The organism is Colwellia sp. PAMC 20917 (assembly GCF_001767295.1).
In the GTDB taxonomy this organism is placed as follows: Bacteria; Pseudomonadota; Gammaproteobacteria; order Enterobacterales; family Alteromonadaceae; genus Colwellia_A.
Window position 1 is genome coordinate 418,391 of record NZ_CP014944.1, and the last position, 24,679, is coordinate 443,069.

Here is a 24,679-nt window from a genome sequence, read left to right on the forward strand (position 1 = left end):
TCTTACGATTTGAGCATTCAAAAATAAGATTATAAAATGTAAATTGTTGAACCAAAGAGATAGCGTCTCGATGCTAGGGGGACATGAAATCACCACCACTTGGCTTTACACGTTAAAGCGAGTTAAAGAAACCAGCAGCCAAATTTAAGGCACACTGATCCTATGCTTAGGTAACTATTGGAGGTCGGTAAGGAGTAGTATGAAGTTGAGAGATAAAATTTTGTTCAGGCATAATTAAAATAGTTGTGGCTACGGGTAAATATCCAGTCAACACACAATTTTGCACAAGTGAATAGTTTGCTTGTCCTGATATATTTTGAACACAGTCACAATCAATACACTGGCAATTATCCATTGTTTTAGATCCTGACATATCATGTGCCATGATGCTCTGCTCAACCTCTTCGTGATAAATAGCTTCTTGATTATGCTCGTGAATATTTATAGCGTTTTGAGAAGTTGAGAGTACTGTTGACGTTAATGCCATTTCAGGACATATATGAATAGCTGTTGCAAATACTTGTCCGTTAACAGACAAATAAATAAATATCATTAACAACCAATTAAATCGAAATAACATCCGTTTGGCAAACCTATTACGACCTGTATTATCAATACCTAACATTATATAGTTGTGTCACTAACAGACCTTGATTAAGATCAACTTTTAACCCTATTCCCACTATTAATGTAAGGTTAATTTATAATTATGACAAAAATAAATTACACTTATTTACCTTAACGGAAATTAAACACAGAACTAATTATGTAAATGACTACCGGATTCCTTAGGTTTATAATCACGGCTAGATGAATGACTGTGTACTAACTTCCAAAAGCCGTCAACTTTTCGAAAAAGAAAGGTTTGATAGCCACTTTTGTCAAACTCACGGCCGTTCTTGTTAACTTTACCTTTTACGCGGGTATTGGCAATGGCCCAAGCGAAGCTTTTATTATTACCTTCAAAGTGAATTTCAATATCGCTAAAATGAAGTTTTAAGTATTCAAGGGCATCTTTCTCAGGTTCAACGTGATGCTCAACTAAAGAATCCAATCCAGCGTTCTGTCCACCACCTTCAATATAGCGAGCACCTTTAAAATCGAGGAAGTTTTTTCTAAAAGGTGTTCCATCTCCATTTTCCCAGCCATATTTAATGCTCGACAGTATATCGATTATGGCCTGTTTTTCCTTGTCATTATGTTGTTCATCACTATGGGCGAAACTAATAAAACTTAAGGTAAGCAGTAAAACTATTGTGATATATTTAATCATTATTATTATCCTTTTTATCCTTTTATCATTTAATTTAATTATTAATTTGACCAATGGATATGAACTATTTTCCATTCACCTTGTTGCTTTTCTAGCACCATAGTCTCCATACCTTCATACTTTAGTTCTTTTCCTTTGTAAGTCCCCATAGTTTTACTGCGTGACATCGACACAGCGCTGTTACCCATAACTTTTACATTATGCTCTAACGGTTCACTTTTCATAGCAGCAAGGTATTTCATATCTGACAACATATGATGGTGAGCGTATTCATCGGCTGAGCGTTCCACTCCACCACCTTCAAAGATTAAAACATCATCTGCCAGTAGCTTCCTCGCTGTAGTTTGATCATCGGTTTTCAGCGCTAGATGGAATTGCATAACCACTTTTCCGGCAGGTGAATCAACACCGATAAACATTTCAGTTTTTTGACCAGAATAATGTTCATTATCTTTCGCAATACTTACATTTCCCCAAAATACTACGACTAAACAGACAATCAACATGGGTATTTTAATTTTTATCATCACTTATCCCTTTTTCTTAAATTTAATTAGACATTAATCTATCGCGGTAAGTATTTGGTATTGCTCTGGTGTCAAAGTCGGTAATCGTTTTATAAAAGCAACCATTGCCCATATACGTTCATCGTCGTGTGTTTTCCCCCAAGCAGGCATGCCTGATGCCTTAATTCCATGCTTAATCACCCAAAAACTCTTACGATCAGCTTGTGCTGCATCGCCGTGTTCGTGCCCTTCATGACTTTCAGGAGAAAGTGATAAGTTAGGTGGTGCGGGATACAAGCCTACGCTCAGATCACTCTCACGCTGACCAGGCTTTAAATGGCAACTAGAGCACATAAATTCGTAGTCATTGCCTCCTGTTAATAACAGTTCAGGAGCACTTAAATCAGGTACATCAATAGCTTGAGCTGATTTTTTTATAGAGTTTTCTCTGGTTTCTTCTAAAAGCCAGTGGACCAAATCACTATGAGGCTCATCAGCCGCAACATCAACTACACCTGAATACATCACCGTAGCCGCTGCACCTATACCTAATACAGCAAATAGTAATAATGATTTAATAATTTTCATATGCTTTCCTTTAAGCAAAAAGCCACCTAACACAGACGCTAAGTGGCTATTTGAGTTAATTAATGGTTATGTTCGTTATCACCATCTTTCTTTTTCGTTTTTTGCTCAGTTTTTTTCATTTTACTGTGATCCATTTTACTATGATCCATCTTACTGTGATCCATCTTACTATGATCCATTTTATCTTTTGACTTCTCAGCCTGCTTCATACATTTTTTCATCATAGCGATAGCGACAGGATCTTTCATATCCATCTTGCTGTGATCCATTTTGCTACAATCAGCTTTTTTAGCCTTTTTGACATGCAATTTAGGATCATGTGCTGTAGCTGCCATTGATAAAGTGATGGCTGGTATTAATACCAAAGCTATTTTTGTTAAAGTTTTCATGGTTTACTCCTAGGTTAATAAATTATTAAGGGTTATTGTGTAAATTCATCAAATGCAATATTGCTTGCATCTACATTCTTTGTTTTCAGTAAATCAATGGTTGTACTCATCATGTCTGGTGGTCCACACAAATAAAATTCAACATTATTTATTTGACTGATACCTTCAATTTGTAATTTTAAAAGCTCTTGAACATAGCCTTTTGCTCCCGTCCATTCAGCCGATGGTTGCGATAACACCGGAAAATAATTAAAGTTGGCAAATTGTTTAGCTAATTGAAAGAATTCACTTTGGTACAACAAATCATCCTCCGTTCTAGCACCATAGAAAAAGTAAATATCCCTTTTAATTATGCGTCCTTTTTCAGCCTTACTTTCAAAATAAGTTAATTGTTCTTCAATCAAAGATTTGAGCGGTGCCATACCTGAGCCTGCACCGACTAGTATCATTGTTTTATTGCTAAGTGGTTTCGCACAAAAATATTCAAAGGGTCCAACCGCGTCGATTGTTTGTCCTAAAGCTAAGTTACATAAATAACTTGAACCAACACCTGGCAATATACTTCTGTTCGGCGCATTTTGAATTTTAATGGTAAAGACCAATTCTTCTGCACCACCGTCATTTTCACCTTTACCATTAGCTAAGGAATAGTTACGACTACAGGCTTTATGCTCATATTCTAAATGGTCAATGTGATGCCAATGAGGCTTTAACTTTTCCGGTAACCGTTGTGGAATAGAGACACCTTTGGCAGCCGGTATGAAAAATTGCATATGCGCTCCTGCTTTAAAAGCAAGTTTATTACCGCCTACTATTTTAAAGCGAAGCTCTTTGATAAATGGGCTGATAAACTCACTGCTCGTTAGTTCAAGTAAATGCTTTTTCGCTTTCGTGACATCAACAAGGGTTAGCCGCTCAATTTCAGTGCCATTATGCTGGCAAGCTAAACGAAAACCTTGCTGCAATTCATCAGTTGTAAATTGGGTAGAGTCTGCCGAAGTAACTCTAACCCTTTTATCAAGCAGTACTTTACACTGGCCACAGGTGCCACCGCCGCCACACGTTGACGACAAAAAAATGTCATGTTCAATTAAGCCGTCCAGTAAGTTTGTTTTAGTCGATACATCAATTTCTCCCATTGACTGGTGATGCTTATCAAACAATGCTAATTTGCGTTTTTTTCGCCCTAAGGTGACTTTATATTGACCATTAAAGGCCAATTCAATTGTCCAAATTAAACCTGTTAAAGAAAAGAATAACGTGAAGATAGCAAAAACAATGTTTTGAACATTATTAAAACTGCCTTCACTACCATAATCCATAAAATGCAGCATGAAGAAAATATCAACAAAACGCTTATCATCATTACTATGCTTAATAATACGTCCTGAGCCAGCATCTATGTAAACACTAGTATTAATGTGATCAGCATAATTTATTTGCCAAACATGGTTTTTTTCACGCGGTATATCGTCATAAGGCGGAGATAACTTAATGGCTCTTTTAATAGCTCCCTGGCCATTATAAGAAGATTGCGCCAGCTTTGTTGCTATTGCCTCATCAATGAGGACAGGCTCTCCCGTATAAGCATCAACTAAAGAATAATTGTTGATAAAGTGGCTATATAGTCCCTTTTGATGGGTTAACAAATAATAAGGTTGAGCTAACAAAGATATTTGTTTTAATGATACTGACCGCTTAGATCTAGACAGCACCAGTTGAGGCTCAACTAATCGGCTTATATCAACCTGCGCGATAGTTGGACGTTGACGAAATTGATTACCCGATGCCTTTTCATGATCCATTAGATTGAAATATAAGCCAGTACCTAACCAAATGAATAGTTGCAATCCGACCAATAACGACAACCACTTATGCAGTTTTTTAAGGAGTAACATTATTTTGCTTCTCCTGTAATTTCTTTAGCAAAACGGGCTGCGTTTGTAGTGTTTTTTGCTCGGTTTTTAAAAATAACAAAGTAACTTAATACTCCACCAAATATTGATGCCAATATCGAAAATAAGGTGAACCAAAACAATAGTTGATTACTCGGATCTTCATCTTCGTAATCCATCACATGCAAGCTAAACATTAAATCAAAGATACGCCAAAATTCATGTCGTTTACTGACAAGTTTCCCCGTCTGAGCTGAAACATAAATCGAAGGGTTGCCAAAATCATCAAAGTTAACTCGCCAAGCGGGTAAAGCTCGACGACTCAATTCAAATGGCGGATTTTCTTGAATAAGTTCAACTTCTGCCACGCCTCCTTTACCACTATAATAATGTTGAGCGGCTCGGATCGCGGATACCTCATTTAACGGAGAAAGCTGCTGGCCCGTTTGAGCATCAACGAGATATTTATTATCCCCTTGCTTAAAACGATAAACAGCTTGATCAATGAAAACCTCAACTTCTATGCTTTCGGCATCGGGGTATTGCTGACGTAGTTTTGAGAACGGATAAGTAATAGTATCTGCATCAAGTTTAGTTTGGTGATTAACCACCAAACTATCACCATGAATATAGTCAATATCAAATATCACCATATAGGCTCCTGATATTGACCAGATCAAAAACTGAAGGCCCAAAAACAACATTAACCATTTATGAAATTTACGGCTAGTTTTTAATAACTTCATATTGTTATGCCTTCTTTGCCGTACTTTTTACCGATGACGAGCGCCATAAATAATACAACGTAGGTAAAACAAGTAATGTCAAAATAACCGCACTCAACATTCCACCTACCATAGGTGCAGCAATTCTGCTCATCACTTCAGAGCCTGTACCTGTGCCATATAAAATCGGTAATAAACCAATAATGACTGTACCTGCGGTCATCATTACTGGGCGAACACGCATGCCAGCACCATATAATACCGCCTGAAAAACATCCGCTTTTATTGTGGTAATACCTTGTTCTTGATGTTTTTTAAGCATGTCTCGATAAGATTGGTTTAAATAAACCAACATAATCACGCCAATTTCTACTGCAACACCTGCTAAGGCTATAAATCCCACCCCGACAGCAACGGAAAAATTGAAACCTTCAAGGTACATTAACCAAATACTGCCTACCATCGCGAGCGGCAACGTCCCCATAATCATTGCGACTTCAATAACATTTCTAAAATTTAAGTACAGGAGAATAACAATGATGAATAAGGTAAGCGGTACCACGTAAGTCAGTTTTGCTTTTGCACGTTCCATGTATTCGTATTGCCCTGCCCAAGCAATAGAATACCCCGTTGGCAGTGATAACTTATCAGTAACCACTTTTTTGGCTGACTCAACATAAGTGCCAACATCAACGCCTTCAATATCAATAAATGCCCAACCATTTAAACGGGCATTTTCAGATTTTATGCCTGGAGGTCCATCTTCAACAAAAATATTGGCCACATCGCCAAGAGAAATGCGCTGCCTATTAGGCGTAACAATCGGTAGTAATGATAATTGCTCAGGAGAGTTTCGATAATCTTGAGGGTAACGTAAATTCACCGGATAACGCTCTAACCCTTCAATGGTTTGAGTAACATTTATGCCGCCAATAGCGGTAGCAATAACTTGTTGTATATCACTAATATTTAAACCATAACGAGCCGCTTTGGCCCGCTGAATATCCACATTAATGTAACGTCCTCCTGCGACACGCTCTGAATATACTGAGGCGGTGCCTGGCACATCTTGTAAGATATTTTCAAGTTGTTGACCAATATCTTGGATAACATTGAGTTTAGGTCCAGCTATTTTAATACCTACTGGCGTTTTAATCCCCGTTGCGAGCATATCAATACGTGTTTTTATTGGCATAACCCAAGCATTGGTTAACCCAGGAATGTTAACTAGCCCATCAAACTCTGCTTTTAAACTATCGGTGGTAATACCTTCTCGCCATTCACTTTGAGGCTTTAATTGGATAAATGTTTCGATCATCGTCAAAGGCGCCGGATCAGTCGCTGTTTCAGCACGCCCAACTTTCCCAAAGGCAGTTTCAACTTCTGGCACCGTTTTAATTAACTTATTAGTATGTTGCAATAATTGACGAGCTTCGCCAATAGAGATCCCTGGATAAGTAGTTGGCATATACATCAAATCGCCTTCATCAAGTGGAGGGATAAACTCACTACCAATTTTATCTAGTGGGTATAAACCAATAGCAAACACAGCTAGTGCAGCAACAAGTGTCACTTTAGGAAAATTTAACACCGCTTTTAGTGCAGGCATATACATGGCTGTGAGAAATCGATTCACGGGGTTTTTTTGTTCTGGAAGCACTTTACCACGAATAAAGTAGCCCATTAATACGGGTACTAAAGTAATCGCTAATGCCGCAGAAGCCGCCATGGCATAAGTTTTGGTATACGCTAATGGCGAGAACATTCGTCCTTCTTGTGCTTCTAAGGTAAACACAGGAATAAAACTAACGGTGATTATCATCAAGCTAAAAAATAATGCTGGACCTACTTCTGTAGCGGCATCGGCGACAATACGCCAACGATTATCCTTGCTCAGTGGAGTCCGTTCCATATGCTTGTGCATATTCTCTATCATCACAATAGCACCATCTACCATTGCGCCAATAGCAATAGCAATGCCCCCTAATGACATAATATTAGCGTTCAATCCTTGAGCATGCATCACAGCAAAGGCGGTTAAAATGCCAACAGGGATACTGAAAATAACCACTAAAGAAGAGCGTAAATGAAACAAGAAAACCAAACATACAAGCGCAACAACAATAAATTCTTCTACTAACTTATCGGCTAGGTTATCGACCGACCGTTCAATAAGGGCGGAGCGGTCATAAACTGTCACAATTTCTACACCATCGGGTAAACCCGCTTTAAGCTCCTCAAGTTTTGTTTTAACGCGTGCGATCACTTCTTGTGCATTCTCTCCAAAGCGCATCACAATGATGCCACCAACGGTTTCACCTTCACCATTAAGCTCGGCAATACCGCGACGCATTTGTGGTCCCGTACCAATGTCAGCAACATCTTTAAGCAATAAAGGGGTACCATTTTGGTTTACCCCTAAAGGTATATTTTCTAAATCGTCAACACCTTTCAAATAGCCTGTAGCTCTGACCATATATTCAGCTTCAGCCATTTCAACCACAGAGGCTCCAATCTCTTGATTTCCTTGCTTTATCGCTGTTTGGATCATTGAAAGCGGAATACCAAAAGCTCTTAACTTATCGGGGTCCACTTGTATTTGGTATTGTTTGACCATTCCGCCAAGGGCAGCAACTTCAGAAACCCCTTTTACCGCTTGTAATTCATATTTTAAAAACCAATCTTGAACACTACGTAATTGGCTCAAATCATGTTGGCCTGTTTTATCGACTAACGCGTAAAGATATACCCAGCCAACGCCTGTTGCATCAGGCCCGAGTTGAGGTCTAGCTTCTGTTGGTAGACTAGGTGCTACTTGACTCAAATACTCAAGTACTCGTGACCGCGCCCAATATAAATCTGTATCTTCATCAAAGATGACATAAACATAAGAGTCACCAAAGAATGAAAAACCACGTACCGTTTCAGCACCTGGTACTGACAGCATTGCAGTTGTTAATGGATAAGTCACCTGATCTTCAACCACTTGCGGGGCTTGTCCTGGGTAACTGGTTTTAATAATTACCTGAACATCTGATAAATCAGGTAAGGCATCTATTGGGGTATTCTTTACTGCATATAGCCCCACACCGACAAGAATGGCGGTGGCTAACAATACGAAAAATCGATTACCTATAGACCAACGAATGATAGAAGCTATCATAATAATTAACTCCTATATTAGTGGTTTGAGTGGTCGACAGCATCAGCACCAGAAACAGGTACTAATGGTGAAATATCATTGATGATAAAATTGCCATCTCTAATTTCAAAGGTAAATTTAACGTCCATTCCTTGGCTAAGCCCAGCCAAACTCACGCCATCATCGGTAATAAAATCTACTGTTGCCGCAGGTCTATTCCATTTTTCAATGGCAGAACGACTAATATTAATCATTCCATGATCTATCATTAATGAATTTATCTTTCCCGTCACTGTTGCAAAAGAAGTGTTAGAGCTGGCTTCAATGCTATTATCAGTCGCGTTAATGTCACCATCATCTGGCACATGGATGTTACTCACTTGATAATCACCATTTGATGTTTTAGTTATTTCCACGTGTAAGCTAAGACCTTCTTTAAGTTGTGATAAATCTACAGAGTCTGTAGAGATGAAGTCCATTGTCATTTCTGGCCAGCCCCACTCAGGGATAGGGGCATGTATTAACGTCAACATTTTATGATTGGCCATCACACTTTGTATTTGAGCTGAAACCCACACAGAAGCAGGAACTGAATCATCTATTTTTGATTCATCATGGTTCATCCGTTTAAAATCAGATGACTTGCTTGATTCTGAATCCAATAAAAATTGCGCAGAGCTAACGATTTTTTCACCATCGCTGAGTCCTTCAAGTATCTCTACACTTTCATTATCATAACGACCCACTTTAACAATCACTGACTTAAAGCTTCCCTCGCCTAAAGCGAGAACAACTCTATCTTGGGTACCAGTCCTAATAAGTGCTTCTTTAGGGATAAGTAACGCTTGTTCATCACTCGTTTGATGAATAGTTATTTGAGCAAACATATTAGGTTTAAAGTCACCGTTTTCATTTTTAAAACGTATACGTACTTTCACTGTGCGTGTTTTTTGATCAAGTGTCGGATAGATGAAGTCCACTTGTCCTTGCCAAATTTTCCCCGGTAAATAATCCAACGTCATCGTAATCGGTGCTCCTGTCTTGACTTGTCCTGCCTGTCTTTCAAAAACTTCACCTTCAATCCAAACTTCTGATAAATCAACAATTGACATAAGGGTTGAACCAGGTTTAACAAAAAAGCCTTCACGTATCTTTAAGTTTTCGACAACACCATTTTGAGGCGAATAGAAAGTAATGGTTTGTTGAACTTTTTTAGTTTCCTTCAACTTCTCAATAGCGGATTTAGGCAATTGCAATGCGGCCAATCGGTTTTCAGCAGCGCTGATTAACCTATTGTTTTTACGATCCAGTGCTAATAATAGTTCTTCTTGAGCATTAACTAACGCAGGAGAATATATATCGTATAAAGGCTGATTCTTCTTAACAGGGTCACCAACTGCCTTAACGTATAATTTTTCTATCCAACCTTCAACTCGCGGATGAATATGAACTAACTTATCCTCATCGTAGGTAACATATCCGACTGTATTTATTTCTGTATGTAATGACTTATAGCTAGCTGTTGACGTTCTAACACCTAAGTTATTCACTACATCAGGAGAAATCCGGATGGTTCCTGGGCCTTCATCAGGTCCTTTACCACCATCATCATAAACAGGTACTAAATCCATGCCCATAGGTGATTTACCAGGCTTATCTCTTTTATAATTTGCATCCATCGGTGCAACCCAATATTGCGGTTTTTTTTCTTCAGATACCGCATTTATACCTTGTTTATTCCCTGATGGAATTAACACAGTGTAGGCTCCAAAAGTTAGGATTCCCCCGATAATCATGCCTATAATGATAGGTTTAATATTATTGCTCATTATTTTTCTCCGGCACTAGCTGCATATTGGCCGCTAGAGGTGTAATTCATATTATTAGTCGTCATTGCAGTCTTAATGCTGCCAATGAAAAGGTAATTTAGTTCAAGGTTTAATTTTTGCTCTTCTACATTGAGGGTTAACTCATCTATTTCTGCATTTAAAACAGCAATACGTGAGCGTGCAACTTCCGCAAAATCACCATCATCATTGGTATATGCTGTAAGTGATGCTTCTGCTTGATCATGTATTTGAGGTAATAACTTCGATGTGTACAAGTTCTGTCTATTTTTGAGACGTAGCAATCTTCCTTTGGCGCTAGAATAAGAACCAAGTAATTGTCTAAGCAACAATAACTTTTCAGTTTTAACGGCTTCTGTTTTAAAAATGGCAGACTGCACTTCTTTATCTTGTCGATTTTCGGTAAATAGAGGAAGATCAAACGTCACTCCTACTGAAAGCAAATCAGCTCTGCTTCTCCCCATAGGATCATCGGCTCGATATCCATAACTAGCACTTACCCCCCATTCCGGCTGATATTTTTGCTCCGCAAGCTTAATACCTGTTTTAGTTGCACTCACTTTCTTTTCAATAGCAATAACAGATGGATGGCTTGTGAAATATTGAACTAGCTCTTGTGAATTTAACCAACTTTGGCTGTGAACTAATTTATTATTAAGCAAATCTATTTGTGGGATTTGATGACTAAGCTCAATGTCATGTAAAGAAAAATCACTATATAAAGTCGTTTCTCCAGAATCATTACTTGTCGAAAATTTGGTTAACCATTGAGATAACATGCCTTCAAAACGATTTTTTTGTTGGCCTAACTTTTCTAATCGGTCTTCTAATTGAGTTAGTTCAAGTTGCGCTCTAACGATATCTTGTTGACGAGTTTTTCCTAATGCCGATGAGTAACTAGCTTCTGCAATATCTGCTAGTTGTTCAAACAAAGATCTGTTTTTTTCTATTAAAGCGATACTCTGTTGCACTCGATATGCATCCAGCCATAAACTACCTACAGTGACAGCAACCTTTGCTTCTCTATCCTGACGCTGGAAGGGAAATGCTTCACTTTGAATTCGAAGTTGCTGGCTTTTAATAGTTAAGGTATCACCACGAGGGAACATTTGAGCTATTCCTATTTTAGCTTGTGTCATCCCTTCCTGACCAAAATCAAATCCATTAGTAGGTAAATTTGCTAGACCAATAGATATTTTAGGATCAGGTAATGTACTAACTGCTGTACTCATTGACTCAATAGATCTTTGTTTATGAAAATTACCCGTAAGCCAAGGGTCACTCTTCTGCGCCGATTTTATTGCCATCTCAAAAGATAAAATGCTTTCAACATTTGATAGGGGTTGTTGCGCAGCAAGGGATGGAATAAATAAAAGAGCTAATATACTTACCCCGCACTTTGTGCGTAATTTGCTATTAATACTTTGTTTAATCATTAGAACTGCTCCTCATATGACTGAACATTTGAATAAATTTCATAGCTTCCATCTGATTTCAAAAGAAGAACTTTATATGGTTGAAATTTATCCCCCATTTCCATACCAGGAGAGCCTAAAGGCATTGCAGGAACTGACAAGCCAATGACAGTATCATCATACTTTTCGTTCAAGAATTGTTGAATGAATTTTGCAGGTACATGTCCTTCAAAAGCGTAACCATCTTTAGAAATAGCGGTATGACAAGAGCGATATCGTGGCTGAATCCCTCTTTTTTCTTTAATGCTTGAAATATCATTTCTGTCATAAACTTTGGATTGAAACCCATTCTCATCAATATGACTTATCCACTTCTTGCAACAGCCACAAGTCGGACTTTTATATACGTCTAGAGCTATAGGTTGTGCTTTAGCAGTATTCGATTCTGCTCTAACTGCATCACTCTCAGAACAACTTGCGATCAATGCCACTACGAAAAATGTAGCGATGGTCTTTAAACTATATTTATTTGGAAACATAATTCCCCCAATGGGATATTGATTAATTTTTTGATTAATTAGATTATTTTTAATGTTTAGTAATGAATTTAAATAAATTCAGGGATAAAAAAAGCCTAATACAGATATTAGTTATATAAATTACCCAAATTTTGGACACACTTATTCTGTATTTAACTAAGTATTGGAGGTCTATAAAGAGATGTGGATTGTTGGCTTTGTGCCAACGATAAATACGAGGGTATTTTTGAAGATAAATCTATAATTGGGTTACTGCCAGCGTATTTCAATAATGTTGCAAGACTTGAACAACTACCAGTAAAACAGCTACATGCTTGTACGCAACAATCATCTTCTGATGTTTCAGAATCACTAGAAGAATCATTAGCCATTTTATGCTTGCTATGATCCATCATTGACATATCTTGTGATTGCTCTTGGTCATTCATAACTTTCATACTCATCATATGATAAGACATAAGAGTAGACGCCATTGCCTGACCAACAAAGGCCAAACATACTAGCAATACTAATAATGTTTTAGGAAAATTAAAAGTCACAAGTAATCAACATAATATATAATTAATTAAATATTCGCATAACAAGTGCTTTTTTACAATAAGTAAATGTTGGCGATATAAATAAAACGACATTAATGTGTAGTAGTGTCATAACCAAGGGAACTATTGCGACTTCAGAAAACCATTAATTTTTAATTAATTGTCCTGCTAAATATCAAAAAGTATATTTACCTACCTTTCAAATAAAAACTAAGGAGGCGTGTAAAGCTACCTGCTTTAGTAGACTAAAACTTCGCTTCAGAATTTACTTTTAATACTTCGCCTGACATTGTCATCAGGAAATAAATTGTTTTATTTTCTGATTTATTGTTAGCACTAACAATATAACGATTAGCTTCTGCCGCATGTAGTTTGAAATCTTCTGAGGTCAAACTCTTCCAGCTCTGGTCTAATTTTCCAACCTTGAAACCTAAATCTTTAAAAGTCAGTTTTTGGATAGCTTTAGCTGCAATTTGTGTTGCTACTTTAGGGCTTATTTTTCCGTGGTCAGTATGCGCAAATGCTGAACTTGTGGTAAATATCAATGTAATGAATAAGGCTGCTATTAAAGTTTTCATTTCGGTGTTCCCGTTATTTTAATTAAATTCAAAGTATGTTTGTTTTTATCTCTTACTTGAGGTGATTATTTAAGGCCATGCTTAGTGTATTCACCTTTTACAATAAGTTGAACAGTAACAGGTGCATTAGAAGTATTTTTCCAATACCAACCATGAGAACCAGCAAATGGTGCCGTAAAACTCCCTTTCATTTCATCCAGTGTTGCTATTGCATAACTTTCAAAATAGCCCGTGGTGTCGCCTTCTGGTTCGCCATGTAAGTCAAAATACAATGCTGAACTATCTGTTATCCATTCGTATTCAAGCTTTTGGTATTGCGCCATGATAAATTTGTATTCAACACCGCGACCAGCAGGAACAATTACTTCAATGGTTTCTGTCGCAACTATTGATTTTTCGGTTAGTTCTTGTGAAGAGAGAGAAGTAGACTGTTCGGCCTTTACGTTATGAAAAACGGTTAGCCCAAGTTTATGTCCTATGCCTGTGGGATCGATGTTGTATTCCGCAGGTAATATAATGGTTAAAAGTGTAATTGCTGCAAATACTAAACTGAACAGTGTGTATTTGAGCAATGCTGAATTCGTTAAAGTTATCGTTTGTGGCGTTGTTTGTTGCATCGTTTTATCTCTTAAATTAGGGTAAAGTTTAATAGTAAAAATTTAATAAATTAGTTAATGAAATAACCAGTCAGTTGAAAACCTACCAACATAAACCCTGCACTCATCAACAAACAATTCGTGTTTGTCGCAAAGCGAGTGAAGCTGCTATGTTTACGCCAAAAATTAATCACTAAAAGAATAAAGGCCAAGGCGGTAAACTGTCCTAATTCAACCCCAACATTAAAGGCAATTAAATTAGTAATTAAGCCGTCATCAGGAAGTTGAAATTCTTGTAATTTGGTTGCTAAGCCGAAGCCGTGAAAAAGGCCAAAAATCAGTACCGCAAGCTTTGCATTGGGTGATTTACCAAAGAGTCGATTAAAGCCACCTAAATTATCAAAGCCCTTATAAACCACCGATAGCCCAATAATGGCATCGATCAAATAAGCATTAACTTGTATGTCACTTATCACGCCAAACAATAAGGTTAAACTGTGTCCTAGCGTAAACATACTGACATACAATAAAACATCTCGACTTCTATATAAAAAGAACAGCACACCTACTAAAAACAATAAATGATCGTACCCCGTCACCATATGCTTAGCACCAATATACAAAAATGGGATAATTTGTACACCCGTGTTTTGTAGTAAAAATGCTCTTGTGCTTTCATCGACACCATGAGCAAAGGCTTCAATCGGTAACCATATGGCTAGTAAAGCGATAAAACTCAACAAGCCATATCGCTGTATAATATTAAACATTAACGGTTTCCTTTGAATGTGTTGTTTCAGGGGAGGTTTCTTCGCGATGTAGTAAACGATATAAAGCTGGAAGAACGAATAGCGTCAAGATAGTTGAGGAGATCACCCCTCCGATCACCACAGTCGCTAGTGGGCGTTGAACCTCTGAGCCTATGCCCGTATTAAGTGCCATAGGCACAAAACCTAATGAGGCAACAAGCGCGGTTGTTAACACAGGTCGAAGTCTTGTCAATGCACCTTCGATAATAGCCGTATCTAAAGCAGCTCCTTCGCGTCTAAGTTCTCGTATAAACGAAACCATAACTAGGCCATTTAAAATGGCGATCCCTGATAAAGCAATAAAGCCAACAGCGGCTGATATTGAAAAAGGAATATCTCTCAATAGTAAAGCAAAAATCCCTCCTGTTAAAGCTAATGGAACGCCAGTAAAAATAATCATGGAATCTTTAAATGAGCCTAAAGCCAAGAAAAGAAGACCAATAATCATCACCAACGTAATAGGAACCACGATAGATAGGCGCTCTGAAGCTGATTGTAATTTTTGGTAGGTGCCGCCATATTCAATCCAGTAACCCGCAGGTATTTCAACAGACTCATTGATAGATGCTTGAATATCCTTAACAAATGACCCTAAATCTCTCCCTCGAACGTTAGCGGTAACAAACACTCTACGTTTTCCATTTTCTCTATTGACTTGATTTGCACCTTCAACCAATACCAATTCAGCTAACTCCTGTAATGGAACATAACTGTTATCGAACATCTGTATTGGTAAGTAAGCCAAGGCATCAACATCGGTTCTTAGCTCATCTGGAAGACGAACTACTATGTCTGCACGTTGGTCACCTTGATAGAACTTACCCGCAATCGTACCGCCTAACGCTGTGGAAAGTTGATCTTGTAGTTGCTTCACGCTTATTCCATATTTTGCTAGCTGGGCAAGTTTCGGATTAATCGTCATTAGTGGTAAACCAGTCGTTCTTTCTACTTGAATATCAGCAATCCCCTCAACATTAATAATAGCTGTATTTATACTTTTTCCTAACGCCGCTAAAGTCTCAAAGTCATCGCCAAACACTTTGATAGCCAGCTCGGCACGAACCCCTGATAACAACTCATTAAAGCGCATTTGTATTGGTTGTAAGAACTCATATCGATTACCCGGTATAGGCTCTACTACGGCTGCTAATTCTTCTATAAATTGCGCTTTAGGTTTATTAGGATTTGGCCATTCACTGCGTGGTTTTAAAATAATAAAATTATCGGCAACACTGGGTGGTACAGCATCTGTTGCAACATCGGCTGTGCCTATTTTTGCAAAGACACGTTCAACTTCTGGCATTTGATTAATTTTTTCTTCTAAGACTTTTTGTAACGCGACAGCTTGCGATAATGACGTGCCAGGAATACGTAAGGCATGCATGGCGATATCACCTTCATCGAGGTTTGGCACAAATTCGCTACCGAGTTTATTGGCAGAAAATCCTGCTAAGCCGACAAGTCCAACAGCGAAAATCACAACAAACCAGCGAACTTTAAGCGCAAACGTTAAAGAAGGACGATAAACCGCTAAAGATGATTTAATAATGATATTTTCTTTTTCTTTTACAGGGCCTTTGAACAAAATAGCAATAGCTGCCGGAACAAAAGTTACTGATAAGAACATTGCACAACATAGGGCTATAACAACGGTTATTGCCATAGGATGAAACATTTTTCCTTCAACACCCGTAAGTGCAAAAATAGGTAAATAAACAGCAGTTATAATAAATACGCCAAATAATGCCGGACGGATGACTTCTTTAGTTGCTTCATAGACTAGTGCTAATCGTTCATTAACTGCCATGGTACGACCATTAGCAGAAGCCGAGCTGAGCTTTCTTAGACAATTCTCAACGATGATAATCGCACCATCAACAAGTAGTCCAAAATCTAACGCCCCTAAACTCATCAGATTGGCACTTACGCCTACTTGTACCATGCCCGTTACAGTCATTAACATCGCAAATGGGATAACCGCAGCAGTAAGCAATGCCGCTCTCATATTGCCTAATAATAAAAGCAACACGACAATAACTAATAGCGCCCCTTCAAATAGGTTCATTTTTACTGTATCGAGTGTCTTCTCCACTAAGGTAGTACGGTCATACACAGCAGTAACGGTAATACCGATGGGTAAACTCGCTTTAACTTCGTTTAACTTTATACCAACCGCTTTAGCAACATTTCGACTGTTTTCACCAATAAGCATGAAAACGGTACTCATCACCACTTCTCTACCATTTTGGGTTGCTGCACCTGTTCTTAACTCTTTTCCTTCTTGTACTTTAGCGACATCAGAAATTCGAATAACACTGCCTTCAGTCGTCCTAACAGGAATATTAGCGATAGCCTCTAAACTTTCTACCTGTCCGGGAATACGTAATAACCATTGAGCGCCATTTTTTTCTATAAACCCAGCGCCCTTATTATCATTATTATTTTCGATCGCTTGAATAATATCTTGCTGATTAAGGCCAAATTCCAGTAGCTTTTTAGGCTCAAAGGCAACAAGTATTTCACGTTTAAAACCACCAATAGGGTTAACTTCAACCACACCATCCACTTGCATTAACTGAGGACGAATAATCCAATCATGAACCGTTCTTAAATCTGTAGCTGTTATTAACTTCCCTTCATCATTACGTGCATTAGGCTCAGCATCCACGGTAAACATGAATATTTCACCTAACCCAGTTGCTATAGGTCCAAGTTCAGGCTCTAATCCAAAAGGTAAATCTGATTTTGCTGAGACTAAGCGTTCATTCACTAATTGTCTGGCAAAGTAAATATCAGTATCATCACTAAAAATGGCGGTTACTTGCGATAAGCCGTAACGTGAAACAGAGCGTGTACTCACTAAATTTGGTATACCTGCCAATGCGGTTTCTAATGGGTAAGTAACCCGTTGTTCCACTTCAAGCGGTGTATATCCTGGGGCTTCTGTGTTGATCATTACCTGAATGTTGGTGATATCAGGGACGGCATCGATCGGTAGCTTGGTAAAATTCCAAAGACCAAGTCCTGCGAAGGCGAGTACCGCCAACATAATAATTAAGTTTCTACGAATAGAAAATCTGAGTAAATATTCGAGCATTATTTTTCCTTTAAAAGTAAGTCTTTTAGGCGTAAACTTTTTTTACTAACCGTTGTAATTAAAAGGGAAACCTTTAGTGGTCATGTGATGCGCCAGATTTTTCAACATCGGCTTTGAGAATATAACTATTCTCAGTGACATATTCAGTGCCTAGGGATATACCGCCTAACACTTCAATTTCATCCCCCACTATGCGGCCTAATTCAAGCATTCTTACTTCATATTCATTGCCAACTTTGGCATAAACCACAGTAAAATCACGAAAGCTCTGCAATGCGTTACGCTTTACCGCCATCGCTACCTCAAATGAGCCAATTTCAATTCTTGCACTTACAAAAGAGCCTTCAGATAATAAGGAATCACTATTGTTTACTAAGACACGAAATAGCTTCGCCTGATCATTCCTAACTTTTAATACTCGGCTATCAATTTTACTTGTGTACTGTTTTTCAACACCATTAATGTTAAGCGTTGTTTTTGCGCCAATATTAATTTTGGCTAAATCCAAAGGAAAAACAGCTAGCTCAGCAACTAAGGTTTCATCATTAGTCACGTTAAGTAATATTCGGCCTTTAGATTGCTCACCAGAAGTAACGTTAACCGCACTCACAATGCCTTTTTGAGCTGATGTCACCTGATAAGATTGCAAACTTTCATTACTTTCCAGAGTGAGTAGCAATTGACCTTTCTTAATTACATCACCTAGCTTGACGTGAACTTTTTTAACCAGTCCATCGAATCGAGCGTAAACATTACTGGTAGCATCGGCTGGTAACGTTAACTTTCCAAACATTTCAATGCTGTCATGGAATGTTGATGGCCCGACAACTTCAGTACTAATTTCCATTGCCTGAGCAATTTTTTCATCAATACTTGTTCGACCTTCAAAATTGTCATATTGCCAACTGTAAGTTTTTCTCTGATATTTAGCCGTTAGAGAGACAATAAATGAGTGAGGTTCGTAGATAACCATATCACCACGAAGATACTGGCCTTCTTGAAAAAAATTAATGTCATCGACACCATCACCTAATCGGGTCAATTTTACATTTAGCTCTACTTTCGCAGGGTCGATAGCTTTTCCATTCTCAGTTGCCCACACACGAAACTCAGGGGTACTCCCGTTTCAAAAATGGATAGTTCAATGGCAAAATTATCTTTTTTCAATAGTCGTCCACGATTCGGCCCTTTCTCTGGCTCGGCTTCTTCTACCTTTTGCTCTGAAACGGCAAGGCTAGAGAAACTTGTACTTAAGCTAACAAAGCACAGTGTGCTTATTAGCGTTAATATTTTAAATGTTGATTTCATGATTATTTCTCGTTATTTTTTTCAATAGATTGAGCGTTAAAAGGTGTATTAGCGTTTTTATTAATGGCAACTAGAGACGAACCCGTTAATCGTTCTATTTCAATATTGTTTAAATGTGCATTTTGATAAGCAGCAATCAAGTCTGACTGAGCATCTAATAATTCTTTTTGAGTATTTGTCCACTCGGTATAGCTATATCGGCCAATTTTGTAAGCTTTTTCAGCTTCAACAAAAGCTTGTTCAAGCACAGGTATAAGGTTTTCAGTCATAGCATGAATGACATGTTGGCTGTGTTTCATTTGTTCAATAAGCACATACAACTGGGTATTCAATTGATGAACGAGTGCTTGTGACGCTGTTTCTAATTCAGTTTTAGACGCGTGTAACGCATTTATTTTCCCTTGATTTTGATTGCTATCACCAAAAGGAATTGAAATTCCAGCGACTAAACCAAAATCATCGGTTGTTTCGTAACGTCTTAATCCCGTTGTAAATTTCCATAGTGGTTTAGTTTCAATACGAGCAAGTTCAATCTCAGACTGGACAATTCGCTGTTTTGTAGCGAAAAGACTTACCGAAGGTAGTTGTTTTAGATGAGTAAATAATGAATCAACATCGCTGCTATTGGTTAAAGGTAAGTGAGGTAACGATAATAATGACCCAATGATGTTAGTTTCTTTATGTTGCTCACTTTGCCCCTGTCCTTTCCACTGCGCCAATAACTGATATTTACTGGTATCTACTTCATGAGTTAAATCTTCAACAACTAATTCTCGTTTAGCAACTTCTGCTTGTGATTTTAGTTTATCAACTAAAGAAGACTTTCCTGCATGTACACGTTTAGTCACTGCTTCAAATGATTTAACCGCTTGCTTTAAGCTCATATTTGAAAGCTTTAATCGCTCTTCATTGACCAATACTTGGATAAAATATCTTGCTGTTTGTGCAGCTAAATCTAACGCTTTAATTTCTCGTGAGAATGCAACAGTTGATCCCTGAATATTAGCATTTGCCACTCTGTTTTTTACTAGAGCGTTATCTAAAATCCATGAGATCGATAGTGTGGATTGCGCACTTTTAAAGCCACTATGATCACCCGTACCCATTGCATCCTCAATGGTAAGTCCAATTTCTGGTCTAACCTGAATACCAGCTTGTTGTGCATACCCCTTATAAATATCAGCTTGATTAGCAAATACTTTTAATTCTGGGTGCATATTCATTGTTTGAGATATTGCCGTAGATAAGTCAACCGATATCAGGGGGCTGTCTTCTGAGTATGCATAACCTGAGTATGCGTAACCTGAGAGTGTTGAAGTGATCATTAGTACCACAGCGCTAAATTTTACATAACGCCTTGATAAAAACCGATTGGCGGTCGGTTTTTTATTTGTGAATGAGTGAATAAATAGTTTCATTTTTAATACCTTAGAGTGAGCCTTGGAGTAAGCCTTGGAGTAAGCCTTAAATTATTATTTTAATGATCGAATAGCGTTTCAATAGCGTGATGGAGGCTATCTACTGATGTCATTGATATGACGGCTAATAGTATTATTGTGAGTAAAACCACTTTCATTGGAAAAGGTTTGAGTTGAGTATCATTGAGCAATGCTAATACTCTTTGTTCAATGGATTGACGACAAAAGTGAACGAGTAATTCACTTTTGAACTGTTCATGTATGGAATATTTAGCCGCTAACTTAGTAAATCTCACTAACGTACTAGCAACATTGTGCGCCTGTTGTTGAGTTTTTACGAAGAAAGAATCAGCCGCTTGCTCCATGGTAATTGCCATCATCGATTTCAATATTTTCTTAACATTAGGTGAAAAATAAGAAGACAATAATGAAAACACCCACTTTTTTAGCGGGTCAGCATAGTGTAAATGAGCAAGTTCATGTTGAATGATGATTTCAATGTCATCTGAATCTAGTTGCTCAATCAAGCCTGTAGATATAAAACACGATGCTTTAATTAATCCACCTGTGAATGCTGTTGGGATAGATGATTCTATTATAAAGACGTTCTCACTCTTCTTTGTCGCTAACGTGCGCAACAAAATTATCTGATAGTGATTTTTGTAAGCGACAACTAGGCTTCGAACAGCAATAGTGAGACTGAAGCCGAAAAAAGCAATCAAACTAATGCTATGCCAGCTTAAAAAATAATAAATATTAGGATGATGCCAGTGAGCTAATTCAGTTAGCCATACAAACATTGCCCCTGATTGAAAAAGAGGGCTAAATAACAGCGTTACAGATAACGCAATAATCCAAGGTGAAAGCACACATAACCAGAGTAACGATTTACGAGTAGAGACAGTGTAACGTTGAATTTTATTTTTTACCGACCAATAAGCAAGCGAAATAAAGCCATTGGCAACGATAAAAGCTAACACGGCAATCGTGAGTAGATTAAGTGCTAACGCCCAAAAACCATAAATCATTTTTCGGCCTTTGTTTTGAATTTTTTGCGCTGTTGCTCAATCATAGCTTCAAGTTTATCTAACTGATCCTCATCGAGATCAGATGAAATTGAAGAAAAAGCCGCGACAACGCTATTTTCATCTTTAACAACAAAATCATGAGTAACACTTTTAATGAGTTGGCCTATCAATTCTTGACGAGCAACTTTAGGGAAATATTGATATGCGTGGCCGTTCTTTACCCGACTTAATAGATCTTTTTTAAATAAGCGATCTAACGTGCTTTGAATAGTATTAAGAGAGCCGCCTCGATTTTTCTCGAAATAGCTATGTACCTGCTTAGCGTCAGCAGGCTGTGCCTTCCAAAGGTATTCCAATACTTGTTTTTCTAGTTCACCGAGTTGCATAGACTTTTCACTGCCCTATTTAAGTATTGTGATAATGTCACATTAAAAACCGAGAGGCAATCGGTTTTTAGATTTATTCCACTAAATCTTCTACTTTAGATAATGATTACTCATTACAGCATAGGCACAGACGTCAATCGCAAAGACTTCGATAAGAAAGTGTAACTTATCCTCTGCGGTGCTCAAAGCTTTGGCCTGACAAGGCATCTTCGCCACATAGAAAAGCGCATAGAACACAACGTGCAACACAATGATGATAGAGGGTGTCTACTAAACTGATTTGTTGTTTCCTTGGCATAGCCATAACTCACCTGTGATTTTGTCACTTGGTTATTTCAGTGCAGTACATCGGTAGGGATGATCAATTTAGGCTGGGTGTCCTATTAAAATCTTCGGTAGAGATTATCAATTAAGACTGAGTGTCCTGTTAAAATAAGTTCAGTTAATATCTTAGAGTCGCATAAGTCTATTTGTTTTTCGATGTTGGCCAAACGAAGGGAGCGGGCTTGGTGGAAGTCGTTTCTGCTACTGCTGTATTTTGGGCGAGTATCCCCCTTATTAATTTCCCCGTTTCTTTATGCTTACTACAAAATGTTTTTAAGTATAAAATTTCAACTCTACTGCGTGCCCAAGGGGTTGTACGCAGAAATTTCAAACTTGATTTAAGGCGCGGTTTATTGGTGAAACAACGAATATTAAGTAACTCACCCATCTTATCCCAACCAATTTTCTTCTCTAGTTCGGTTAGGATCTGTTCAAGTTTCACGCCGTGGAGTGGATCATTACTGTTATTCATAGTCGACTTAAATTTAAAAATAGCATTGTAACAAGTTTACTAAATATTGACAGACTTATGCGTTTAACTCAGGTAAAAGTGCAGAAAGAACTTTAAGGAAAAGTTAATATTCTCAGTGGGCTGATAACAGACAACAGACATAGATATTATTCTCAACCTAAGTTACCACCCCCTTCAAATTAACGCGTCTAGTGATTCAGTGATTTAATGCAATAAAAAAGGCTTACATTGCTGAAGCCTTTTTTATAGTATTGGTGCGATGGAGAGACTCGAACTCTCACGACCTAAGTCACTACCCCCTCAAGAATGTTCACCTAAACGAAGTAAAAACAATATATACAAAGGCTTACAAGTAAATACCTATACTATTGGTTTAAAAATAGTAGCAGTACCAGTCATTTGACATCAATCGCTTAAATCTGTATTAGCAACCAAGATAATCAATAACTTTTCTAACCATTAAGTTATTTTCTTTTGATTATTCTTTGCAGTTGTAACTTTTTAGATTAAATAATCTATGGCGGTTTCGCCCCCACACCGCCATAGAAACAAAATTTATGACAACTGTATGATCGGCAAGTTGATGTCTAATTCAAGTGTTTTTTTTCTTCTATATTTCCCCGAAAAACATCTTATGATGGTAACAAAAATCTCGTTAGTTAATGAGTTTAAAAAATAAATTTATCTTCAGAATTTAAAGCAATTAATAAATAAAAAGGTGTATCTGCTCAAAAACATTCCATTTATTGATGTGTTCGACCTTTTAAAAAATAAAAAAGCATAATATAAGATCATACATTTAAGGAGAGTTTAGTATGTCAGAAGCTATTTGGGTTAAAGCATTAAGAACAGTACCGCAAGTTGATAAAGCACAGTGGAACACTTTAAGTCTGTTCACAAGATGGTTAATTGCCTCTCGATTTTCTGTGACCATCATGACATTTAGTTCAGCAATTATTGGTGTGCTTGTCGCACTAAGTCACGGTTCAATTGATGTCGGAATGTCAATGTTATGTATATTAGGTTTAGTGCTTGCCCATGCGACCAATAATTTACTCAACGATTACACTGACTCAGTTAGAGGGGTAGATAAAGGGAATTATTTTCGCACTCAATACGGCACACATGTATTAGAAGGTGAATTGCTGACAAAAAAACAACTGATGAGTTATATCATTATTAGCGGTTTATTAGCTATATTCTGTGGTGCAGTGATCATCTATTTACGAGGAATTGAGGTGCTATGGTTAATGCTCATAGGTGCCTTTTTTGTTTTGTTTTATACTTGGCCCTTAAAGAAACTAGCGTTAGGGGAATTGTCTGTTTTACTTGTTTGGGGACCATTAATGGTTGGCGGGACATATTTCGTCGCGAGCGGCGAATGGAGTGTTGCATCTGCACTAATAGGTACATTGTATGCCTTAGCACCAACGGCGGTTATTTTCGGTAAGCATATTGACAAAATAGATATGGATAAAAGCAAAGGCATTTATTCACTCCCTGTTTTACTGGGAGAAAAAAAATCTCGTAAAGTTGCACAAATCATCATGTTAAGCCAATACGCTTTAACTGGTTACCTATATATAAATGGGTATTTGGGATTAGGCGTTTTATTACTACTACTTGCCTTACCAACGCTTATACAAACATTAAATGTCTTTAACCAAATACGTCCCAATGAAATGCCACAAGGATTTCGCCAAGAAGTATGGCCATTATGGTTTGCTCCCCATGCTTTTCAATATACCAGACGGTTTAGTTTGTTTTTTTTATTAATGTTAGTCGTTGAAAATATTCTCGTTTAG

At 37.7% G+C, this 24,679-nt stretch carries 21 protein-coding genes and 2 pseudogenes; 1 reads left to right on the plus strand and 22 read right to left on the minus strand.

Annotation, left to right across the window (positions count from 1 at the left end; all coding sequences use genetic code 11):
• Positions 1–166: 166 nt before the first annotated feature.
• From A3Q34_RS01815 to A3Q34_RS01915, 22 genes and pseudogenes are all read right to left on the minus strand, one after another.
• Positions 167–625 (minus strand): hypothetical protein, encoded by a 459-nt coding sequence (locus tag A3Q34_RS01815; protein WP_231907410.1) that lies wholly within the window; start codon positions 623–625, stop codon positions 167–169.
• A gap of 135 nt (positions 626–760) precedes the next feature.
• Positions 761–1,273 (minus strand): YybH family protein, encoded by a 513-nt coding sequence (locus tag A3Q34_RS01820; RefSeq protein ID WP_070373798.1) that lies wholly within the window; start codon positions 1,271–1,273, stop codon positions 761–763.
• A gap of 41 nt (positions 1,274–1,314) precedes the next feature.
• Positions 1,315–1,797 carry a nuclear transport factor 2 family protein gene (locus A3Q34_RS01825; protein WP_070376961.1) on the minus strand — a complete coding sequence of 161 codons (483 nt, stop codon included), beginning with the start codon at positions 1,795–1,797 and terminating at the stop codon, positions 1,315–1,317.
• 36 nt (positions 1,798–1,833) lie between these two features.
• Complete coding sequence (locus A3Q34_RS01830) at positions 1,834–2,367, minus strand: c-type cytochrome (protein ID WP_070373799.1); 534 nt, start codon at positions 2,365–2,367, stop codon at positions 1,834–1,836.
• Positions 2,368–2,426: 59 nt separating this feature from the next.
• Positions 2,427–2,756 (minus strand): hypothetical protein, encoded by a 330-nt coding sequence (locus A3Q34_RS01835; RefSeq protein ID WP_070373800.1) that lies wholly within the window; start codon positions 2,754–2,756, stop codon positions 2,427–2,429.
• A 32-nt stretch (positions 2,757–2,788) separates the two neighbouring features.
• Positions 2,789–4,654 carry a 2Fe-2S iron-sulfur cluster-binding protein gene (locus A3Q34_RS01840; protein WP_070373801.1) on the minus strand — a complete coding sequence of 622 codons (1,866 nt, stop codon included), beginning with the start codon at positions 4,652–4,654 and terminating at the stop codon, positions 2,789–2,791.
• Positions 4,654–5,397, minus strand: a complete 744-nt coding sequence (locus A3Q34_RS01845; protein WP_231907412.1) for a PepSY domain-containing protein — start codon at positions 5,395–5,397, stop codon at positions 4,654–4,656. Before A3Q34_RS01845 ends, A3Q34_RS01840 begins: the two co-directional genes overlap by 1 nt.
• A 4-nt stretch (positions 5,398–5,401) precedes the next feature.
• On the minus strand, positions 5,402–8,539 hold the full coding sequence (locus tag A3Q34_RS01850) for an efflux RND transporter permease subunit (RefSeq protein ID WP_070373802.1): 3,138 nt from the start codon (positions 8,537–8,539) through the stop codon (positions 5,402–5,404).
• Between the two features lie 17 nt (positions 8,540–8,556).
• Entirely contained in the window at positions 8,557–10,347 is a 1,791-nt protein-coding gene (locus A3Q34_RS01855; RefSeq protein WP_070373803.1) for an efflux RND transporter periplasmic adaptor subunit, read from the minus strand.
• The gene (locus A3Q34_RS01860) at positions 10,347–11,801 is read right to left on the minus strand and encodes a TolC family protein (RefSeq protein ID WP_070373804.1); all 1,455 of its coding nucleotides are present in this window, start codon (positions 11,799–11,801) and stop codon (positions 10,347–10,349) included. The genes A3Q34_RS01855 and A3Q34_RS01860 overlap by 1 nt, the downstream gene beginning before the upstream one ends.
• Positions 11,801–12,319: a DUF411 domain-containing protein gene (locus tag A3Q34_RS01865; protein WP_070373805.1), complete on the minus strand. Its 519-nt coding sequence runs from the start codon at positions 12,317–12,319 to the stop codon at positions 11,801–11,803. The genes A3Q34_RS01860 and A3Q34_RS01865 overlap by 1 nt, the downstream gene beginning before the upstream one ends.
• Positions 12,320–12,471: 152 nt before the next feature.
• Positions 12,472–12,858: a CopL family metal-binding regulatory protein gene (locus A3Q34_RS01870; RefSeq protein WP_269447175.1), complete on the minus strand. Its 387-nt coding sequence runs from the start codon at positions 12,856–12,858 to the stop codon at positions 12,472–12,474.
• 245 nt (positions 12,859–13,103) lie between these two features.
• The gene (locus tag A3Q34_RS01875) at positions 13,104–13,436 is read right to left on the minus strand and encodes a DUF6488 family protein (protein WP_070373807.1); all 333 of its coding nucleotides are present in this window, start codon (positions 13,434–13,436) and stop codon (positions 13,104–13,106) included.
• Between the two features lie 65 nt (positions 13,437–13,501).
• Entirely contained in the window at positions 13,502–14,053 is a 552-nt protein-coding gene (locus tag A3Q34_RS01880; protein ID WP_070373808.1) for a hypothetical protein, read from the minus strand.
• Between the two features lie 50 nt (positions 14,054–14,103).
• Entirely contained in the window at positions 14,104–14,802 is a 699-nt protein-coding gene (locus tag A3Q34_RS01885; RefSeq protein WP_070373809.1) for a HupE/UreJ family protein, read from the minus strand.
• On the minus strand, positions 14,795–17,938 hold the full coding sequence (locus A3Q34_RS01890) for an efflux RND transporter permease subunit (RefSeq protein WP_070373810.1): 3,144 nt from the start codon (positions 17,936–17,938) through the stop codon (positions 14,795–14,797). Before A3Q34_RS01890 ends, A3Q34_RS01885 begins: the two co-directional genes overlap by 8 nt.
• A 73-nt stretch (positions 17,939–18,011) precedes the next feature.
• A pseudogene (locus tag A3Q34_RS01895) lies at positions 18,012–19,246 on the minus strand (efflux RND transporter periplasmic adaptor subunit).
• Positions 19,247–19,248: 2 nt separating this feature from the next.
• A complete protein-coding gene (locus A3Q34_RS01900) occupies positions 19,249–20,664 on the minus strand; it encodes a TolC family protein (protein ID WP_231907414.1) in 1,416 nt (471 codons plus the stop codon).
• A 59-nt stretch (positions 20,665–20,723) separates the two neighbouring features.
• Entirely contained in the window at positions 20,724–21,692 is a 969-nt protein-coding gene (locus A3Q34_RS01905; RefSeq protein WP_070373811.1) for a M56 family metallopeptidase, read from the minus strand.
• Complete coding sequence (locus A3Q34_RS01910) at positions 21,689–22,078, minus strand: BlaI/MecI/CopY family transcriptional regulator (RefSeq protein ID WP_070373812.1); 390 nt, start codon at positions 22,076–22,078, stop codon at positions 21,689–21,691. Before A3Q34_RS01910 ends, A3Q34_RS01905 begins: the two co-directional genes overlap by 4 nt.
• Before the next feature lie 102 nt (positions 22,079–22,180).
• A pseudogene (locus tag A3Q34_RS20800) lies at positions 22,181–22,382 on the minus strand (transposase); the annotation flags it as partial.
• A gap of 162 nt (positions 22,383–22,544) precedes the next feature.
• Positions 22,545–22,874 carry a VF530 family DNA-binding protein gene (locus A3Q34_RS01915; protein WP_070373813.1) on the minus strand — a complete coding sequence of 110 codons (330 nt, stop codon included), beginning with the start codon at positions 22,872–22,874 and terminating at the stop codon, positions 22,545–22,547.
• A gap of 815 nt (positions 22,875–23,689) precedes the next feature.
• On the opposite strand from A3Q34_RS01915, the gene A3Q34_RS01920 reads away from it, so the two are divergent.
• A complete protein-coding gene (locus A3Q34_RS01920) occupies positions 23,690–24,679 on the plus strand; it encodes a prenyltransferase (protein WP_070373814.1) in 990 nt (329 codons plus the stop codon).

Bases quoted from the DNA above. Each gene is read 5' to 3' on its own strand.
- A3Q34_RS01815 (WP_231907410.1), bottom strand. From the start codon at position 625: ATGTTAGGTATTGATAATACAGGTCGTAATAGGTTTGCCAAACGGATG.
- A3Q34_RS01820 (WP_070373798.1), bottom strand. From the start codon at position 1,273: ATGATTAAATATATCACAATAGTTTTACTGCTTACCTTAAGTTTTATT.
- A3Q34_RS01830 (WP_070373799.1), bottom strand. From the start codon at position 2,367: ATGAAAATTATTAAATCATTATTACTATTTGCTGTATTAGGTATAGGT.
- A3Q34_RS01835 (WP_070373800.1), bottom strand. From the start codon at position 2,756: ATGAAAACTTTAACAAAAATAGCTTTGGTATTAATACCAGCCATCACT.
- A3Q34_RS01840 (WP_070373801.1), bottom strand. From the start codon at position 4,654: ATGTTACTCCTTAAAAAACTGCATAAGTGGTTGTCGTTATTGGTCGGA.
- A3Q34_RS01845 (WP_231907412.1), bottom strand. From the start codon at position 5,397: ATGAAGTTATTAAAAACTAGCCGTAAATTTCATAAATGGTTAATGTTG.
- A3Q34_RS01850 (WP_070373802.1), bottom strand. From the start codon at position 8,539: ATGATAGCTTCTATCATTCGTTGGTCTATAGGTAATCGATTTTTCGTA.
- A3Q34_RS01855 (WP_070373803.1), bottom strand. From the start codon at position 10,347: ATGAGCAATAATATTAAACCTATCATTATAGGCATGATTATCGGGGGA.
- A3Q34_RS01860 (WP_070373804.1), bottom strand. From the start codon at position 11,801: ATGATTAAACAAAGTATTAATAGCAAATTACGCACAAAGTGCGGGGTA.
- A3Q34_RS01865 (WP_070373805.1), bottom strand. From the start codon at position 12,319: ATGTTTCCAAATAAATATAGTTTAAAGACCATCGCTACATTTTTCGTA.
- A3Q34_RS01875 (WP_070373807.1), bottom strand. From the start codon at position 13,436: ATGAAAACTTTAATAGCAGCCTTATTCATTACATTGATATTTACCACA.
- A3Q34_RS01880 (WP_070373808.1), bottom strand. From the start codon at position 14,053: ATGCAACAAACAACGCCACAAACGATAACTTTAACGAATTCAGCATTG.
- A3Q34_RS01885 (WP_070373809.1), bottom strand. From the start codon at position 14,802: ATGTTTAATATTATACAGCGATATGGCTTGTTGAGTTTTATCGCTTTA.
- A3Q34_RS01890 (WP_070373810.1), bottom strand. From the start codon at position 17,938: ATGCTCGAATATTTACTCAGATTTTCTATTCGTAGAAACTTAATTATT.
- A3Q34_RS01900 (WP_231907414.1), bottom strand. From the start codon at position 20,664: ATGAAACTATTTATTCACTCATTCACAAATAAAAAACCGACCGCCAAT.
- A3Q34_RS01905 (WP_070373811.1), bottom strand. From the start codon at position 21,692: ATGATTTATGGTTTTTGGGCGTTAGCACTTAATCTACTCACGATTGCC.
- A3Q34_RS01910 (WP_070373812.1), bottom strand. From the start codon at position 22,078: ATGCAACTCGGTGAACTAGAAAAACAAGTATTGGAATACCTTTGGAAG.
- A3Q34_RS01915 (WP_070373813.1), bottom strand. From the start codon at position 22,874: ATGAATAACAGTAATGATCCACTCCACGGCGTGAAACTTGAACAGATC.
- A3Q34_RS01920 (WP_070373814.1), top strand. From the start codon at position 23,690: ATGTCAGAAGCTATTTGGGTTAAAGCATTAAGAACAGTACCGCAAGTT.